Here is a 19,281-nt window from a genome sequence, read left to right as displayed (position 1 = left end):
ACACTCAGAAGCTCTGGTGTATATCGGCTTTTGATTTTCTTATCCCTAAAAATTTTGCCTGATCACTCCCGCCTTAATTAACATCCGGCTCACGATGACTGCGGTTTCCGCGCGCGTAATTTCCCGGTTCAAGGCGAGATCTCCGGTGTTATCCCCTTGCACAAGACCAGCCTCCGCGATCGCTTCTACCGCCTCGATCGCCCAAGGGCTTGCTTCGCCGCCTGCCTGCTCCGAGCTTGTCATTCCTTGATTATCGACTTTATCGGTCGCCTCGATCCCTGCAAGCTCCATGGCACGCGCAATCATGACCATGGCCTCTTGGCGGGTAATACTCCGCTCCGGCCGGAACGACCCATCCTGATACCCCGATACGATGCCATATACGAAGGCATCCCGAATATCGTCGTAAAACCAATCGGAAACGGAAACGTCGTTAAAGTTATTCCTTGCTTCTTTCCCGGCCAAGCTGACCGCACGGGCGAGAATAGCGGTAAATTCGGCCCGGGTCACAGACCGGTCCGGAGCAAAGCGCTTATCGTCCGTGCCGGTAACGATCATCCGCGATCCCAGATCGTTCACGGCAGCTTCAGCCCAATGGCCGGCCATGTCGGCAAAGGACTTCTCGTTGGAGATCAAAACGTACGAACCGTTCGATAAGCTGTTGACGATAGCAACGTTGTTACCGTCACGCGAAGTCACGAACGTTGGAACGTGGCGGATTCTCCCGCCCTTATCGATCCGCACCGCCGTCGTTACCGTACGGGGATCGATATTGGCCGGAATCGTCAAAGTACTTTCCACATAGGAAGCGAAAGCGTCACTTTCTTTGGATTTATCGCCCGCTTGAACCCGGATCGAAAAATCTAACGGCAATCCGATGAGCGCAAAGCCTTGTTGTTCTGCGATCTTTTCGAGTTTGGAAATGCTGTCGGAAGAACTTCCCGAGATTTCCAGACGGTAAGAAAGATCCGCCATATTCCCGACCTTCCCCGAACCTTGGTTCAATTCCAGTTGATCCGCTCTCAGTTTGTAGCTTCCCTTTGTCGTATGGAACAGCAGTACTGCCTGGCTATCCATTAAGTACCGGATGCTGTTTCCGTCCAGCAGCACGGCGGCTTGATCCGCTTCCTCCAAGGCCGGGAAAACAAGATTCGGTTGTTTCCCCAATTCCTCAAGCCGCTTTTTCAGCTTGTCCGCATGGACGGTTAGCGTAAGGATGGACTTCCCTCCATCCTTGGAAGCCGTTTTGGTATAGAAGGAATTTTCCGTTTGCGGCTGAGGCTCATTCACGGGTACGGGTACCGTAACCGCAGAAGATGAAGAACTCCCCGAACCGGATGTCGGTGGCTGAGGCTCCGGCTGCGGATTTCCCGGAGAAGGAGCCGATTCCTTCGTGATCGTAATCCGGTACGTCTTGCTCGCCACCCCATCTTGAGCCGTTACTACGATGGTTACGGTATTATTGCCGGTCGTTAAGATAATTTCGCCCGACGGTCCGCCGTTCCAGACGGGCACCCCATTCACCACAACGGAGGCATGCGGGTCGGAAACCGTCGGACGAATAACTACCGAAGATATCGAATGAGAAACCCTTGCCGTATACTCCGTGATCTGCGGCGTAAATGCAGGCGTTAAAAGATATGCCATCCCTACCACAAACAGATCGCTTAAATCAGCCTGATCGCTCGCCTGCAAAATATTCGAAACTTCAAACGCGGTCAAATTTTCGTTATTGGCCGTATCCTTGACATAAACCGTATATATTCCATTGTACGTTACTTCAAATTCATCCCCGATCAATTCGTTGCCGCCTTGATGAAAATAATCCGCGGACTGTTGGCCGGAAGCCCATTTCAGTTCGGCAATCCCGTTATATTCGCCGTAAACCGCTGCCGTAACCGATACGCGCACAGGGCCATACGTAGGCTCTGTTGGAGTACTTTGAACGGCTATAGACGGAGGCGTTCCGTAAATAAAGGAAATCGTAACCGCCGGAGACAGAACGATTTGATCCGGTACCGACTCCACCATATAAGTCACCTGTTCAGCCGCCAGGTCGGATACGCGGAACACGGCCTTCCCAGAGTCATCCGTAATCGCGTTATCGGTGGCAATAACGGAGTTGCCGCCATTTGCCTTTATGCGCAACCCGGTCCCGCTTACGGGATTCCGGTACGAATCTCTTGCCGTAACGGTGATTTCAGCATACGCAACCCCATCGGCGGAAACGGTTGACGACGATGCCATTACTTCGGATTGCGCGGCATCCGCCGGCCCCGCCGTAAAGGTGACTGTCACCGTCTTCGTTAAAACGAATTGATCGCTTACATTAGTCGCACGAAAGGTCACGCGGTCCGCTTTCGTGCTGGAGATCCGGAAGATGGCTTTTCCATCGGAATCCGTCGTCCCCTGGATGGTTTGAATAACCGGGTTACCGTTCTGCCCCGTCAAGGTCACTTCCTTGCCGATTACCGGGGCATTATTTTTATCCCTCAGAAGGACCGTAACCTCCGATCCGTCCGAACCGTTCGCGACAACGTATTCCGCGGCGGCCATCACATCCGAATTGGCCGCCGAATATAGCAACTCCAGCGCTTTCTCCGCATCGGTCAGTCTGCCCAGGTTCGTGATGTATCCTTTTCTTGCCGAGCTTAACCCGTCATATTGCTGACGGGCATCCCTTACGGCGCCCTCATTTCCCAAAGTGATTAGCGCGCTCCCGGGGAGAGCATCTAGCTTTTGCTGCACGGCTTGGATGGCTTGTTTGTCCGCCGTCGTATCGATCACGATCCGGGAGCTGACGGCCAATGAACCCGCACTTCCCGCAACCGGCAGGGTAAGCAGCGCGTTTTGCCCATTGGGGTCTTGAATGGCTCCTCCATTTAACGACAGCGACACCGCATTAAGGGAGGGCGACTGCTCATCCAAGGCAACGATATATTCAAAATGAAGAATCCGGCTGCCCGATCCCGAACTATAACGGGCATTACCCCCGGTATCCAACTGAAAGGAAGGAGTTCCCGAGACCGTCACCGTTTTGTTAAACGTAACCTCGACCGCGATGGATTCGCCCAACCCGTAAGTACCGTCGGGTTTCGTCGATGTGATGCCGGTTACAGTGATAGGCTCCGTCAAAACCCGGATAATGCGCTTCGCCAGGGAAAGGCTTGAGGACGGCGAAGGCAAGGTGCTGTCAACGGCTTGTCCCGTGGCGTCCTTGATGTTTCCTCCGTTCAAATCCAGCGCGTTCGTGCCGCCGTAGTTCAATTTGGAAACGCTCTGTCCGTCTTGAACGGCATATCCGAACGACAGCGTGTCACTTCCGCTTCCCCTTTGATAGTAGGCCACCCCCCCGTTGTTCAAGCGAAGCGACGGCGTCCCAATGACGGTTACGGCATCATTAAAGCGTAGGTTTAGGACGATTTGATCGCCCGGCGCATAACTCCCGTCCGGATTATCCGCCGTCACATAGGCCGCCTTTTTGCGAAATTCCGGCCCGTTCGCTCCCATTTTCCAAGTATTCTGAAAATCCCAATTCTCAAAAGTGCTCTGATTCACCATCTCCGCGGCACTTATTCCAACTGCCCCGACCAGAGGCCCGATATTCGAATATCCAACCGCATCCGTTACGTATTGTTGATTCCAATAGACTCCGGTTACCGTTAAATTTACACTCTGACCCATAATTCCCCCAGCAAGGCCATTGACTGTATAGCTCACGTTTCCGTTAACGTATGAATTTTCAATCAAGTTGTTCTCGAACTGGGCCCAACCACTGATCCCTCCAACCGTACCGCCGTATTTACTTGTCGTTACCGACGCCAATGAATACGAATTGCAAATCGTACCTCCGTCAAACATCTGACCCGCCAGACCGCCGATTCGAGTTCCGGCGGATTGGATCGTTCCGGTGACATAGACATTCTCAAGTCTGGTCATACTGTGCATTCCGCCTGTAACTGCGCCATCGGGCCCTTGAAGCCCGGTAATATGGACATTTTCAAATCCAATATTTTTTACGACGGCCCTATCTCTCATGTTTTTGATAAACCCTCCGTACTGACCGCTCGGATTGTTTACAGTTAGATTGATGATCTTAAAGCCTCTGCCGTCCAACTTGCCCTTGAACTCGTCTATGGGCTGCCAGAGGATGCCGGATAAATCGATGTCCTGTCCCAATACATAACTGGCCGATGCATTGTTTCTGATCTCACCCAATTGTCCAGTCGTCATGATCATAAAAGGATCATCCGCCGACCCGCTCCCCCCTCCCGAAAAGGCAAAACCTGCCTTCGGAAAGCCTGTCAGCAAAAAGGCCGACATCAATGCTATGAAACTACATAAGTACAAAATCTTCCGCTTCCTTGTAACCATTTATTGCACACATCCTCCATCGGCTTCTAATCTATGTAATGAGCCCACTAATTATATCATCAATTATTTTATCAATGATTTTCCTCACAAACTATTAACTAAAGTTAACTTTTCCAAAGCGATCGGGCTTGTCCGATTGGCATCCTGCAGTATTTTAAGAGACAAGATGAGAACCCAGGAAAGTATATTTTTGAAACAATTTCCATGGCATTCCCGTAATAACTCAGAAATAGCCTCATTTACAGCATTTATAATTAGAAACATTTAGGAGCCTCCGTAGCAAATATCTGATAAAATTAGCAAAAAGATCATTCGGCTCAATGATGGAGCGAGTAACAGCCGGAATAACCTAGGTAATAGCGAAGGAGGTGTGAATTTGAATAGCTCGAGAATTTTTAAGCTGTTTGGGCTTATAGTCGGAGTGGTGATCCTGAACGTTCTGATACTATCCCCTGGCTTATTAGGGGTTCGGATCGGTGGAGATAGCGTGATTCAGACCGCATTCGGCGTCACCTTGCTGGTGATCAGTTTCCTGGTCCTGATTTACGGGAGTTATGTCTTGCTGTTTAAGACCCCTGCCCCTCCGCCCGTAAAAGACATACAAAGTCATGAGGATTACATAAACGCGCTGCATCATTACAAAGACATCAAGGTGTTGAAGAAGGATATCGTTCTTGCCCTGGATCAACTGGAGAGAATCGACAAGAAAAAGGCCACCCTGCTGGATGTGCTAAGCCAGCGATTCGATCCAACCGAATTAAGCTACCAGAAATTCAATTCCGTCATTTTCGAAGTCGAAAAGCTGTTCTACCTTAATGTCAGGGGCATTCTGAATAAGCTCGGCGTTTTCGATGCTTCGGAATTTTCCGCTTTTGCCAGCCAGGAAAGTTCGGGAAGATTTTCCAACAAGCTGGTGCAGGAAAAAACAAAACTATACAACGAGTATTTAGCTTATGTGTCCGGATATCTCGGCGCAAACGAAGAAATTTTGCTGAAGCTGGATAAGTTGTTGCTCGAAATGTCACTATTAGGCAGCACAGACTATAAAGAGATTGAGGATATGCCCTGCATGAAGGAAATCGATGCACTGATTAACCAGACTAAATTTTATAAGCAATGAAGGGGAGATGAGAATGGCAAAGAAGGGTAAAGCTTTTCTGGTGTTGGTAATTATCGCGGCGGCGGTTTTTGCGCTCGTGTATTTTGGAATCACGTTAACGGCTAATCTTGGCAAATCCGAGACTCAGATCACTACCGAAGATGCGGCAAAAAAGCTGGATAAACTCTTTAAGGATATTTCCGTGGCTTCTGCCGAGCCGGTTAAAGGCCAGATCGATCTCGACCCTGTAGCTGTCGGCGACTCTTTGCCCGACATCTCGAAATTTCCGATCTCCGTAGAGAACAACACGGACAGCTTCGTTGAGATTTTCTCCTCCACGGAGAAATCCGGCACAGGGATCGACGGGTGGCTGAATGAAGTCGCGACCGATTTCAATAACGCCAAAATTTCGGTTAACGGAACTACGGTGTCCGTCAAAATTCGAAATATCGCTTCAGGTACGGCCACGGATTACATAAGATCCGGCAAGTATGTACCGGATGCTTTTACTCCGTCCAATGAGCTATGGGGCGAAATGGTCAAGGCGCAGGGCATCAAAACCGAGCTGGTTTCCAAACGACTCGTCGGTAATGTAGCCGGTATCGTTTCGAACAAGGCGAAATATGATGAACTGGTGGATAAATATGGTTCGCTTAACGTCAAAACGATTACGGACGCCATCGCGGACAACGAATTGTCCATGGGTTACACCGATCCATTCGCCAGTTCAACGGGATTGAATTTTCTGGTGACGGCCCTGAAGACGTTCGACAACAAGGATTTACTTGGAGACAAGGCGGTTCAAGGATTTGAGAAATTCCAGGCCAATGTCCCTTTCATTTCCTCCACCACCCTGCAGATGCGCGAAGCGGCCAAGACGGGCATGCTGGATGCTTTTGTCCTCGAATACCAGACTTTTGTCAATGCGGCAGATTTCAAGAGCGGCTATGTCTTTACTCCGTTTGGAGTCAGACATGACAGCCCGCTTTATGCTCTAGGGGATTTGCCACAGGAAAAGCTGGACATCATCAAGAAATTCGCCGAATTTGCCGGGCAGGAGAAATATCAGAGTTTGGCCAAGGAGAAGGGGTTTAACGGACTTGAGGATTATCATTCCGAAATGGAAGCGGTTGAGGGCAGCCTTTTATCTTCGGCGCAAAAAGTATGGAAAGAAAAGAAAGACGTAAGCAAACCGATCGCCGCCGTATTTGTGGCCGACGTGTCCGGCAGCATGGACGGCGAACCGCTCAAACGCCTGAAAGAATCGTTATTGACGGGCCAAAAGTACTTAGGGCGGGACAATAGCATCGGTTTTGTTTCTTACTCCGATAATGTAACGATCAATCTTCCGATCGGGAAATACGACACGAACCAGCAATCCATGTTCGTCGGTGCGATCAACAGCCTTCAGGCTGCCGGGGGAACGGCGACGTTCGACGGCATTGTGGTGGCCATGAAAATGTTGCAGGACGAATTAGCCGTGAACCCTGACGTGAAGCCGCTCATTTTCGTGTTGAGCGACGGGGAAACCAACGAGGGCCATTCGCTCAAAGATATCCGGGGATTAATCGAAACTTACAAATTTCCCATTTACACGATCGGTTATAACGCGAACATCAAAGCGCTTGAAAGCATTTCAAGCATAAACGAGGCTGCCAGTATCAATGCGGATACGGACGATGTAGTGTACAAAATCGGTAATTTGCTCAACGTTCAAATGTAATTATTTTCTTTTACAAGAGGAGGGGTTATATGTCATTTACGATGGAAGTAGTAAGCCCGGAGAGACTTAAAACGGCGATTGAGGAGCAGATTCAACCCGAGCCCGAGGAAGTAACGCAGTTGAAGGAGTTGGCATCGAATAACGTTACGGCGATTTTGGACCTCGATATCGAGTCCCTGGAAAAGCGGAAGGAGATTCTGCAATCCATCGACAGCTTTGGCATGAATACGATGAAATCGTCTTCGGAAAAGAACTCCCTCCTGCAAGTATCGGTCGGTAATTTGTCCAAAACCGGCGACGATGGCGGACAGGTAGCAAAGGGGCTCACGGAACTGCATCTTCAACTGAAGGATCTGGATCCGAGCGTCGTCGATTTTGCCAAAACCGGCTTATTGGGTAAGCTGTTTAATCCGCTTAGAAGTTATTTTGCCAAATATGAAAAGGCCGATTCCGTTATTTCCGGCATCATCGGTTCATTGGATAAAGGCAAGGCCGTATTAAAAAACGACAATACTACGCTGGAGTTTGAACAACAAGCGCTGCGGGAGCTCACGAAGAAGCTGCAAAAAGAAATCCAGCTCGGGATGCTGATGGATACGGAAATCGAATCCCAGCTTGAAGCGGCCAAACTGCGCCAGGAATCCGAAGACAAAATCCGCTTTATCACCGAGGAAGTGTTGTTCCCGCTGCGCCAGCGCGTGATGGACCTGCAGCAAATGCTGGTCGTGAACCAGCAGGGAATCATGGCGATCGAAGTCGTGATCAGAAACAACAAAGAGCTGATCCGCGGCGTGGACAGAGCCAGAAACGTGACGGTATCCGCCCTGAGGATTTCGGTCACCGTCGCCAGCGCGCTCTATAACCAAAAAATCGTGCTGAAAAAGATTGAACTCCTGAATCAAACCACGGACAATCTGATCAGCAGTACGTCCAGAATGCTGAAAGATCAAGGCGCGGCGATCCAGAAGCAATCACTGGAAACCAGCATTTCCGTGGATACGCTGAAACAGGCCTTCACCGACGTTCTGGCCGCATTTGACTCGATCAGCACCTACAAACAGGAAGCATTGCCTAAAATGCGCGATACCATTAACCAGTTCAGGGAACTGGCCGATACCGGGGAGCAGCAGATTCAGCGCCTGGAAAAGGGCCAAAAATTAGGGCTATAGCTTCAACCAATAATAATCAGGAACAGCCCGGAACATTTTGTTCCAGGCTGTTTTTATTTATATAAGAGGCTGTACAGGCATCATTGCCGCTTATCGGGAATGGACCAGTGATCCGGCCGGAGCAAAGACTGCGGCAGCTTGGTACCGGCATCGCCCCTCGCCGCGTTAACCTGAAACTGAGTCAGGAAAATCGCATCGGTCAGATCGGCTCCCCGGATGTCCGCATCCCGGAAATCGGCACCGATGAGATCCGCTCCCCGCAAATCTGCCCCTCTCAAGTCCGCAGCGATAAGATAGGCTCCCCTCAAGTTAGCAAGGCGTAAATCCGTCCCATTTAATTTGGCGCCGATCAGATCTGCTCCCCGGCCTACCTTTTTCTGAGGCTTTAGGGGCCCCTGGTGACGACGGCGGGCTTCATCACGTACCAGTTCGCTGGTTTGCTGCAGCAGAACATTGACCTCCGCACGATGCACCGCCACATCCAGCTCCAACAGAGCTTCCGGGCCAAGACGGGCAAGCCGCTTGGTTTCCTCCAGCATCGTGCCAAGTTCCCCATGTATGGAGTGCGCCGCTTGCAGCGTCAACGCTTCCGTCAGATACGAGAGCAACTCATGGAGTTGCCGCATGACCGGGAACACCTCGAACATCTGCTTCGCAGAACCGGGATCTTGGCGCCAGTCAACGCCACTATAAGTTATCTGGGAAACCTGTTGCCCTGCACCGAAGCAATCATAGACGGTACAACCGCGAAAGCCACGATCTCTGAGAGAGTTGTGAATGCCGCATCGGAAATCGTGTTGCAGGTTTTGGCAAGGCTGCCCGGCCGCTTTATCCTTAGCAAAATCCGCCGAAGCCGCATAGGGCAGAGCAACGCAGCATAAGCCAAAACAACTCTCGCAATCGGCCTGCAGCTTCGCATGGCGCTCATCACGGGAAGCCTCTACCTGTTCTCTATCTACAGTCATGGAATGGTCTCCTTATTGTTTCATCGTATTCTCCAATTTTTTCACAGTCTAATCTTACGACAAAACAATGGTAGATTAACAGGTAATTAATTTATATTCAATTTTTACTTTTCTTAACTAAATCGTACAAATTGAGGTGATCCTCTGAGCCAAGCCTTATTCAAAAAAACAGCACGTACCTTTTGAAGGTACGTACTGTTTTTCTATTAACCAAGTCCTACGGAGTACAAGTCAGATAGGTTCCTTTACTCCCAACGATTATATATTGTTTTCCGTCCCAGATAATCCCCGTCAAATATTCAGAGGTACCCGAATGGACTTTGGTCCAAACCTTTCCGTCTCCGGATTTCAATATCAATCCCCCTGCGCCTATTGCCATGAACTCATTGTTTCCATAGATTACTGCACTAAGCGTGTCTTCTTCATTGGTGTTATTTTCCAGGTGTCTCAAATAGTATTTTTCGTATTCCGACCAAGCAGGAAACTGAGCCTTTATCCATTTGCCATTCTCAAGATAATACAGCATGATCGTTGCGCTATCATCCAAATACTGATACTTCACGGTGTGATTGTTGCCTTTGACAATAATCGGTTCATCTTCAAGGCTTTGCGGATTGGGCGGACTAATATCTTGCCAGCCGCTTACGCCAGGTTCAACCTTATATTTATCCCCGAAATACGTTCTGGCGATAAAAGCCTGTCCGTCCCATTTTACATCTACCGGATGATCCATTTCAGACATGATTTTGGTGGCCGGGATTCCAGCATCCTGAGCGTTCTTATCATTATTATAGATGGATAAAAAATAATTGCTCATGATGGATGCCCATTTCCCGTCTTCCTCTTCAGCCGCCAAGGCAAAATCCTTTCCGTTATAACTGGCGCTCCTCACAACGTACTGTTTTGGGATATAAAACGGATTTTTCCAGTTCAATGCATCCGTAGATGTCAGAAACAACCCATTCGAACCATAAACGTAATAAGTTCCTGAATCGTAGCCGATTCCGGAAAAGTCGGAGCCAATGGGTGATAAAACACCCTCCACGTATTGTTTTTTGAAATTTTTCAAATCCGGAGATGTATAAATCCCGCCAAAAGAACTAACGGATATATATTGATGCCCATCCCAGATCGTTTTAAAAAATTGAATTCGATCCGGGTTAATATCACTTATTGTGAGATCCATAGGATCCTCAATGCTCTCTTCCCGATAACTGACAGGTTCATCGAACATATTCACGGCATTCCACGTTGTTGCATCGGTCGAGGTTAGCAAATTTCCGCCATCGGCACTGATGACATACCGGCCATTGACATAATCCACCGCATTCGCACCCCAAGCTTCCCACCATTCCAACAGATCTTTGGATTTCTTGAGATCAACCCCCTGAAAAGAATCGGCTCTAATTCCAGCAACTCTGGAGCGTGCTCCTTCTATACGGCCCCAAACGATTACCAGACCCTGCGGACCAAAGGTTGCATCCATAAAGGTATGGTCATAGTGATTCCAATTCACCAGATTTTTGCTGGTCAGAACTTCAAATCTAGAAAAAAAACAGTACATGCCATTTATGTATTTTAGCTTGCTTGCTTCATAGACATAGGGAGAAACCTGTGCCGTTTTCCAGTTCACTCCGTCCTTGGATGTGGATACGAAAGCATATCCGATGGGGGTATAGACCCGATAAGGCGATTTAGGGTAGATTGGATCTGATTTAAATGTATAGGTATCCATTTGGGTCAATAAAACGAATTGCTGACCGTCCCAGATCACGCTTGTATTCGATTGCACTTTACTTTTGGTGAAATCCCCCTTATTCGCCTCTGTCCAGCTTGGAACATTCTTCTTGGTAATGGCTAGTGTCTGTTTACTCCACTTGATTCCATCAGTAGAAGTCAGGAGCAGATTCTGGTCGCCGACAGCCACGAACATGCCATTGCCGAACGCAACAGAAAGGATACGGTTCGTTACACCGGAGGAAACAATATTCCACTTTTCCGAATCCTCAGATCGTACGATCGCTCCATCTCCTCCAACTGCAACATAAACACCGTTCCCGTATGCGACATCAAATAAATCACTTCCGAAAAAACCTGTGTCCTTTTTGAACACATAATCCTGTTTTGCGAAAGATTGATCAGGTAAGGCCGAAATCATTAAAAACAGGCACAGCATGATTAATACGCTCTTCATCGCCTTCATGTCTAGAACTCTCCTTTAAATAACAAAAATTGATATAAACGCCATTATCAAAATCAAGTATAAACGAATAAAAACAAATAGACATGAAAATCATCCCAGTAAATTGATATTTTTCCATCGTTCAGGATCATATCAAAAGCTGTACTGCGAACTCATCGATGAATGCCGATTTCTGAGCGAAGGCAGCATCCGGCAATCGGTCCGAATTGTCGATGAACTGGATAGTCCGATTATGGCGTTAGGCCAAACTTTTAGCTATGACAAAGCCCCGAACCGCAGTAATCCAGGTTCGGGGCTTTATATTGTTTCAGTAACTGTCTATGAGTCAAGCTTCCGGAGCGGCCGGCTCCGAATCTTTAATTCTGCTCGGCGATCGCTTTGTAGGCTTTCAAGTCCGTATACACTTCCACCTTGAGCGGATTACGTTTATGCTTCGCAATTTTATACACATGGTATACGAAAACCGCGATATTCGCAGCCAGCGACAAAGCGCTCACTACCCACAATGCCGTTTCGCTATGTGAGGATTGCACCGCAAACTTGGATTCACCGACAAACATCGGGAAGGACATCGTGAACATCATCCAAATCGCCAGCGTTTGTGCCCGATGCTGCAGCCATGCCCCTTTTTTAAAGAAAAAGGCCGGAATCGTACAGGAGATGAGCAACGCTGCCCCGGCATAAAACGAATGGTCGGATACGCAGTTGTATACATAAGCGAAATTCCAGATATCATAGGCAATGATCCAAAACCAGAGCTGATCCGGCCAGATCATGTCCTTGGACCGGCTCTTGCTGACCACAATCCCCATCCAGCCGGAGATCGTAATAATGTTCAGCAGTCCGGCAATTCCGTTCATGATATTCCATGGTCCGCCGATCATCATGACGCCGTCGACGATCCCGTTTAAACGATATACCTGAAAATCCCGAATTACGGCTTCAAGAATATTAACCGCCAGAATGATAGCCGGAAACATCAACACATATTTGTTTTTATCCCATCCTTTGATGTACCTTAAAGCCATAAATCCAAGACAGCCCGCCAGTGCGGAATAGACCTTCACCCAATGGAACCAAGTGCCGACGCTGGAACCTTCTCCAGCCGTATTTGGCCATACCGCGATGGTAAGAACAATCGGCAGAACGAGAAAGAGTAACAACGAAACCCATTTACTCATCCGCGCCAGTTCATTCACAAGCATTAAGCCTCCAAGCACCACAAACCACATCAGGACGGAGTACCAAGGCATAGCTTCGAATAAAAACATGCATAACCCTCCCTAACTTCTTCATGAAATCGCTTCCTGCCTTGAATATAGCGCTTTGGCAATTTGTCTTCAAATCAGGGAAAGGCTTGCCAGATAAGGATTTGCAGACTTTGCTTTCAGGATGAGTTTACACTTCTTTTTTTGATTAGTGTCTATCATAAATCCGCACGGGCAGCGGAAATTCCAAGTCTGATGTGTAAACAAATCATCAAAGTAAAATAAACCGCACATTTCGACACAGTATGACAAATCAAAAATAACGTTCCACTAAAGCCTTGGCATAGATAATGCAGTTCTCCAGCGTCGGAAAATTCATGATCTCCCCGGCAAAATAGATACCGTACTTGCCTTGCGCGCGTTCAAGCTGCGTGTAGAACCCTCTTTGCAGCGCCGCCGTGTCCACATGCGGGAAGTGATTCCAGGACTTCATCATGTAAAGCCGGATATTTTCCCCTCCCAGACTGGCGAGCGTGGCTTCGATATTCTCCCGCATCTCCGAATCGCTCATGCTTTCATTTTGGGCCACATATACGGTGATCAGATCGCTCTCCGCCAGATCCGCCCACCTGTAATACCAAGCCATCATTCGCCCTCTGCGATCCGGTCCCATGTTGCCCGGAATGTACCCCGACAGCTTGGGGATATTGTTGACCCTATAAGCATAAACCCGAAAGCGTTCATAGACGATTTTCTTCAGCAGCTTACGGTCTTCCGCATCAAGATTGGTTTTGTCCGGCAGGTCTCGTAGTGAGGCTGTGTAAATCACTTTGTCAAAATACAAATCCCCTTGATTCGTCTCCACCCTCACTTTCCCGGACTCCTCCTGTGCGATATGCTTCACCTCGCAGGTGAGCCGAAGATCCGAAGCCCTGTCGCCCATGCGCCTTATCAGTTCGGTCACTCCTTTGGGCCAGGAAATCATATGCGTGATCTCGATAAAGGACATCAGATTATCGAAATTGAGCAGTTTCATGACATAAGCGGCGGGAACCTCGTCGATGCTGCCATAGCCGAAAGCGCTAAAATAGTGCATGAACACCTGCTTGAGTACGAACAGTCCGTTTTCGTCGCACCAGTTTGCAAAAGGCTTGTACAAGTCCGAGGGGATATTTTCCAGGCCGGGGGCTTTAAGGCATTCATAGCGGCCAAACAAGGCCGGCAGCCTCTTAAACTCTTTCGCAAAGTCCGCCATCTGCTCCTTGGGAATCTGCGAAATTTTGAACCCCTCCCGATTAAAAAAGCTTCGTTCCAGCAAGGGGCCTTTATCCTTCAAATCGAATTCCTCCATCAGCTCCATAGTCAACTTATACGAAGGAAGTCCGATCAAAGCACCCATTTCATAGGTTTTGCCCTTATATTCGATCGAGTGGCACTTGCCGCCTACCCGGTCTCCTTTTTCCATGACCGTCACGTGACGGTAGCCTTTTTTGGCTAGCTCATGGGCAAGCGTTACCCCGGAGATGCCGGCTCCGACGATCCCGATTTTTTCATCCTTGGTCACAAATCATCATCTCCTTGTGTATAACCAGAGCGGCAACGGCTCCTGAACGCCGCTGAAATCAAGCACCATATCGGAAGGAGTCTTGCCGTTATCGGCTTCGCCTCCATAAGATCGTTGATAGTTATAGTAGTTCATATATTCGTTCAAGCGCTGGTCCAGCATTTCAAAAGATTGCAATGTCCCTTCCTGCCAACCGGGTTTGTAAAATTCCCGGTTCAAAATCCCCGTAAACTCGTACAACGGCTCAAACACTTCCGGGTGATCGGCGCTTAAAGCGACGGAGTTGATGTTGTGCTTATGTAAATATTCCGTATACTTATGACTTCCCCGCTCCCAGGCTGTCGAGAATTCCTGGCTTTTGTTCGTGACCAGATTATCGATCTTCAAATGAAAAGTCCGGAGCAGGGGCATGATCCTCATACGCATAAATTCGACAAGTTGAATGCTTGATTTCCGATTGTACAGCTTCACCAACGCCAGCCTTGAATAGGAATCCAGAGTAACATATTGATATACCTTTCCGACCTTCGGAAAACTGCCTATGTATTGAATGGCCTGAAAACATATATAGCCGGGGTACGCATGAGCGGGATCTTTCATATGATAATCCAACTGCTTCGCTCTTTGTTGAGTCCCCGTAGGGCTTATTTTACTGCCGAGCCCCGCCTTCTTTTTCGCTTTAACCTCGCTTGCGTACCGTTCGCGATCCTCCCTCCGGTTCAGCCCATGTCTCCGTAGCACATTATATATGCCGGATTCCCCCGTCTTCACGCCTTCATCCTGCAATTCATAATAAATACGCCTTGGCCCATCCTGCGGAAATCGAAGAACATATTGCAAAATGGTTCTTTCGGTTCTTTTATCCACCTGGTTCGGCATCGCCGGTTTGCGGTCTTTCTTGCCGAGACCGGCTATTCCCTGCTGCATATAGGCGTTATACCAGCGGTAATACAGCGTTCTGGAAATGCCGAATTCCTTGCAGGTTTTAGCCACATTGCCCCCGGTCATCCCGTGCAGGATCACTTGGTATTTCTGACTCTCATTCAAGGGTTTCACCGCCTTTCCTACCAGCCTACAAACCTATTACTTACCATGTTAGTGTTGCGGGCGGGATTCAACAATGAAATGAGTTACATATTCGCCTCCGACCCGATTTATGATAAAATAATCGTGTTTGTAAAAAGTAAAGCTTCAAGCGATAAGAACATAGAGAGGAACGTCCGCATTGGCACAGTTGTTTTACAAATATGGAGCGATGAACAGCGGCAAATCGATTGAAATTTTGAAGGTTGCCCACAACTATGAAGAACAGAACAAGCCTGTCCTTATTTTTACTTCTGCCATTGATAACCGCGATGAAGTAGGCTACGTATCATCCCGGATCGGATTGCGCAGAGAAGCGATTCCGATATACGAGGATACCGATATTTTTGCCATCGTCCGGGATCACAGTCCAAAGCTGTACTGCGTGCTTATTGACGAATGCCAATTCCTGAACGAAGGCAGCATCCGACAACTGGTCCGAATTGTCGATGAACTGGATATTCCGGTCATGGCGTTCGGCTTAAAAAACGATTTTCAAAACCAGTTATTCGAGGGAAGCCGCCAATTGCTGATCTATGCCGATAAAATCGAAGAAATGAAAACGATCTGCTGGTTTTGCGCACGTAAGGCGACGATGAATCTCCGCGTGGAGAACGGAAAGCCGGTCTATACGGGCGAACAGATTCAAATCGGCGGCAACGAATCCTACTACCCGGTATGCCGCAAATGTCATGCCAATCCGCCGCTGTAGCCGAGCACTTATACTATGACAAGAGCCCCGAACCAGAGGAATCCAGGTTCGGGGCTCTTTACTGTTGTTTTTATATCCACTAATCCATATCGTAGATCGTACCGACTTTAAGTCCGTAAAGCTCATTGTAAATCTTTTCGGCATAGGCGTCCGTCATACCCGCTATGTAGTCGATGATCATGTGCTCCCAGGTCCAAATCGGATCGGCCTGCTGCTGATCCCGGTCAAAACGGCGCAGCCAGTCCCCAGGAATGATCGATTTCGAGGTAACGGGGTCAACGAAGGCGTCCCATAACCGTTTGATAACCCAGGCGCTCCGCTTCTGCAGACGTTGAACCCGCAGGTCCCGGATCATCGTTACCCAGGCAAAACTTTTTAGCACGCTGACGGTACGCAGCATGTCTTTATCTTCCCGGCCTTCCTTCACGAAAGTCACCTTTTGCCAGTCGCCGTCGTCGATCACGCCGAGGCTGCCCACGAACAGGCTGACCCAGTAGGCCTTGACCTCGCGCCGGGTCCGGGAGTAGTCGTGATCGCAGATCGGCATTTTGGCATTCCAGACGTTCAGGAACGAGGTGAGCACCTCCTCCACTTTGATCTGGATCAGATCAGGGGTCCAATTTTGCCAAAAGTCATCCTCCAGCGTCATAATCTTCTCTACGATCAGCCTTTGAATATGCGAATCGAACAGAAAATGAGCATGAACTTCGATTTTGCCGGCCTTGATGCCATCCTCCAGATCATGGGCAGAGTATGCTATATCATCGCAAAGATCCATAAGCTGCGCTTCAAAGGTTTTTTTTCCATAAGGAATGTTCCACCGGTCGCGAATATGCGAAATATATTCCCACTCATGCCGGTACAAGCCCTTTTTATTTTCCGTGCCGGGAAAAGGATACTTATTGGTTCCGAGCAGAACCGCATCGGACAGGTTCAGGCCATCGATATTCTCCCGTTTTTCCAGGAACATCATAAGCCGGAAGTTATGCGCATTACCTTCAAAATGCTCGTATTTCCGCGTGACGGCTTGCCGGATCTGCTCTGCCTCCTCAGGCGAAACGCTCCGTCCCTTCAACTCCTGCTTGAATTTGTTATCAATCAGGTTCTCCAAAATATGTTCCAGCACTTCCTCCCCCTTGTGACCAAACGGAGGATGGCCAAAATCATGGGAAATCGCCGCGCATTCCACTACTTCCGGATCGATGATCAGCCCCGGATGCTCCGCGGCTTCCGTAGCCACGGACGGATAGGCCCGCAGTAAACTGCGCGCCGCTTCCCGGGCGATTTGCGCCACCTCGAGCGAATGCGTCAGCCGTGTCCGGTAATAATCCCCCGTGCCCGCCCCGAACACCTGCGATTTGCCCTGAAGGCGGCGAAACGTCGGTGAGTGAATCAGCCGGGAATAATCGCGTTCGAACGTCGCCCGGTTGGTTTCATGGCCGATATTATCTGGATACTGCCGATGTTGCCTCAATTCTTGAATGTTCATATACCGCACTCCTTTTATCACTTCAGCCTTATTATTGGCAGAACTTAGCCTTCCGTTACATGGGATATGATCACCTTTATGCTATTGTAGCCGTCGGGGAGCGGAACATAAAGCTTTGTTTGGAATTATGGCCGTTAAAAATTGACGGGACGGCGACTCTGTAGTACGATCCATTTAGTTAACCCTTTAACTAAATACCCGGAGGAACTGATTGTGAATATTCAAAAGTATGTGCTGGAGCAGCCTTTGGAAGTCCGGACTTTTTTCGCCCTGGTGGATACGACGGCCCATCTGGTAGCGGCTTCGGAAAAATATTGGTTTTCCAAACAATTAAACGGAGCGCGAATCCGGATTCTCGTCGAAATCGCCAAGGCGGGCGGAAATATCCTCCCCTCCGTGCTTGCGGGCCGGATCGGCGTCACCAAAGCGAATATCAGCGCCATGCTGATTCCGCTGGAACAGCTAGGCTATATTGTCACCTCGAGCCATCCCGAAGACGGCCGCAAGCGCCGGATCGTGCTGTCGCCGGAAGGCGAGCAGCTGCTGCTGGATGTAATGCCGGGAAATCGCGAGACGGTCGCGGATCATATGAAGAGCCTGGACGAGGCGGAGATGAAGCAATTATTGAGCCTGCTTCATAAACTGCACAGGAAACCCGAATAAAGGTTTCTTGCGGGCATTTAGTTAAACATTTAACTATATAAACCTAAACCTATTTCGAAGGGATGGAAACGGTCATGAAAATCATTGTTACTGGGGCAACGGGTCACCTGGGTCAACATATTTTAAGGAAATTACTTCAGGCAGTGCCCGGGCAACATATCGTCGCAAGCCTGCGCAGGCCGGAGGCCGGTAAGAAGTGGAGCGCGCTCGGCGTGGAAGTGAGATACGGCGATTACGATGAACCCGCTTCGCTTGAGGCTTCGTTTTACGGCGCTTCAAAGCTGCTGTTGGTCTCTTCTCCCCACCAGAATGACGAAGTTCGTCTCGAGCAGCATATCCATGCCGTTGAAGCTGCGCAAAAGGCAGGCGTAAAACATCTTCTCTATACGAGCATCACCCGCCCGGAACAAGGAAAACTGCCGCTGCACCAGCTTCATTTGCAGACGGAACAAGCCATTAAAGCGTCCCGAATCCCTTACACCCTGCTGCGGAACGCCTACTACATGGACATTCTGAAATTTCTGGGCGTCCGGGAGGCCGCCGAAAGCGGAGAACTACGGATCCCTCCTGGAGAATGGGCCTTTAATACGACGGCCAGAGAGGATTTGGCCGCAGCGGCCGTAACGCTCCTCACCGAAGAAGGCCATGAGAACAGAACCTATGAATTGACCGCTCCCGAAACCTGGAATATGGAGGATTTGGCACGGTCTCTGGCGGAAGTAACTGGCCGCCCCGTTGCCTGCAGGACCGATCCCGGCTTGTCCAATCCCGTCTTCCAGATGCTTACCCTGGCGGATATGACCTACGTGTCGCCCGATTTGGCAAGACTTGCGAACTCCCCGCTCCGCTCGATCAAGGACGAGCTTCAAGCCATGTTCGGTTGCGGCGCCGAGCGATAGAACAAGATCATCCATATAACCATAACCCTATGGCAAAAGACCCACTATTCACTGCGTGTACGGCTCCCGCGCACGTCGCGAGCTGCATGACGTACTCATCCATGCGCTACGGTACGGGTCTTTTGCTTTT

General features: G+C 49.2%; 13 protein-coding genes. 6 read left to right on the top strand and 7 right to left on the bottom strand.

Features of this window, described 5'->3' with window-relative positions; genetic code table 11:
- Positions 1-45: 45 nt before the first annotated feature.
- Complete coding sequence (locus ACLB09_RS19160; RefSeq protein WP_410771458.1) at positions 46-4,374, bottom strand: S-layer homology domain-containing protein; 4,329 nt, start codon at positions 4,372-4,374, stop codon at positions 46-48.
- A gap of 370 nt (positions 4,375-4,744) precedes the next feature.
- Here ACLB09_RS19160 and ACLB09_RS19155 point away from each other — a divergent pair, with 370 nt between their 5' ends.
- Genes ACLB09_RS19155 through ACLB09_RS19145 form a run of 3 tightly spaced genes read left to right on the top strand, consistent with a single transcriptional unit; the run spans position 4,745 to position 8,365 of the window.
- Positions 4,745-5,494: a hypothetical protein gene (locus tag ACLB09_RS19155; protein ID WP_410771457.1), complete on the top strand. Its 750-nt coding sequence runs from the start codon at positions 4,745-4,747 to the stop codon at positions 5,492-5,494.
- Between the two features lie 13 nt (positions 5,495-5,507).
- On the top strand, positions 5,508-7,196 hold the full coding sequence (locus ACLB09_RS19150) for a vWA domain-containing protein (protein ID WP_410771456.1): 1,689 nt from the start codon (positions 5,508-5,510) through the stop codon (positions 7,194-7,196).
- Positions 7,197-7,225: 29 nt separating this feature from the next.
- The gene (locus ACLB09_RS19145; protein ID WP_410771455.1) at positions 7,226-8,365 is read left to right on the top strand and encodes a toxic anion resistance protein; all 1,140 of its coding nucleotides are present in this window, start codon (positions 7,226-7,228) and stop codon (positions 8,363-8,365) included.
- Between the two features lie 80 nt (positions 8,366-8,445).
- Here the strand turns inward: ACLB09_RS19145 and ACLB09_RS19140 are convergent, their stop codons facing one another.
- From ACLB09_RS19140 to ACLB09_RS19120, 5 genes are all read right to left on the bottom strand, one after another.
- The gene (locus ACLB09_RS19140; RefSeq protein ID WP_410771454.1) at positions 8,446-9,330 is read right to left on the bottom strand and encodes a pentapeptide repeat-containing protein; all 885 of its coding nucleotides are present in this window, start codon (positions 9,328-9,330) and stop codon (positions 8,446-8,448) included.
- 217 nt (positions 9,331-9,547) lie between these two features.
- Positions 9,548-11,533, bottom strand: coding sequence for a beta propeller repeat protein (locus tag ACLB09_RS19135; protein WP_410771453.1), 1,986 nt, complete (start codon positions 11,531-11,533; stop codon positions 9,548-9,550).
- Between the two features lie 356 nt (positions 11,534-11,889).
- Positions 11,890-12,804: a DUF5692 family protein gene (locus ACLB09_RS19130; RefSeq protein WP_410771452.1), complete on the bottom strand. Its 915-nt coding sequence runs from the start codon at positions 12,802-12,804 to the stop codon at positions 11,890-11,892.
- A gap of 250 nt (positions 12,805-13,054) precedes the next feature.
- Positions 13,055-14,305 carry an FAD-dependent oxidoreductase gene (locus ACLB09_RS19125; protein WP_410771451.1) on the bottom strand — a complete coding sequence of 417 codons (1,251 nt, stop codon included), beginning with the start codon at positions 14,303-14,305 and terminating at the stop codon, positions 13,055-13,057.
- Positions 14,306-14,311: 6 nt separating this feature from the next.
- A complete protein-coding gene (locus ACLB09_RS19120) occupies positions 14,312-15,352 on the bottom strand; it encodes a helix-turn-helix domain-containing protein (protein ID WP_410771450.1) in 1,041 nt (346 codons plus the stop codon).
- Between the two features lie 178 nt (positions 15,353-15,530).
- Here ACLB09_RS19120 and ACLB09_RS19115 point away from each other — a divergent pair, with 178 nt between their 5' ends.
- On the top strand, positions 15,531-16,100 hold the full coding sequence (locus tag ACLB09_RS19115) for a thymidine kinase (RefSeq protein WP_410771449.1): 570 nt from the start codon (positions 15,531-15,533) through the stop codon (positions 16,098-16,100).
- A gap of 79 nt (positions 16,101-16,179) precedes the next feature.
- Here ACLB09_RS19115 and ACLB09_RS19110 read toward each other — a convergent pair whose 3' ends face one another.
- Positions 16,180-17,589, bottom strand: coding sequence for a deoxyguanosinetriphosphate triphosphohydrolase family protein (locus ACLB09_RS19110; protein WP_410771448.1), 1,410 nt, complete (start codon positions 17,587-17,589; stop codon positions 16,180-16,182).
- A 213-nt stretch (positions 17,590-17,802) separates the two neighbouring features.
- Between ACLB09_RS19110 and ACLB09_RS19105 the strand changes: the two genes are divergently transcribed.
- The gene (locus tag ACLB09_RS19105) at positions 17,803-18,252 is read left to right on the top strand and encodes a MarR family winged helix-turn-helix transcriptional regulator (protein WP_410771447.1); all 450 of its coding nucleotides are present in this window, start codon (positions 17,803-17,805) and stop codon (positions 18,250-18,252) included.
- Positions 18,253-18,326: 74 nt separating this feature from the next.
- The gene (locus tag ACLB09_RS19100; protein ID WP_410771446.1) at positions 18,327-19,151 is read left to right on the top strand and encodes an SDR family oxidoreductase; all 825 of its coding nucleotides are present in this window, start codon (positions 18,327-18,329) and stop codon (positions 19,149-19,151) included.
- The last annotated feature ends 130 nt before the right edge of the window (positions 19,152-19,281 follow it).

This window comes from Fontibacillus forbon, assembly GCF_046559655.1.
Taxonomy (GTDB): Bacteria; Bacillota; Bacilli; order Paenibacillales; family Paenibacillaceae; genus Fontibacillus.
This window is presented reverse-complemented; position numbering and strand designations above follow the sequence as displayed.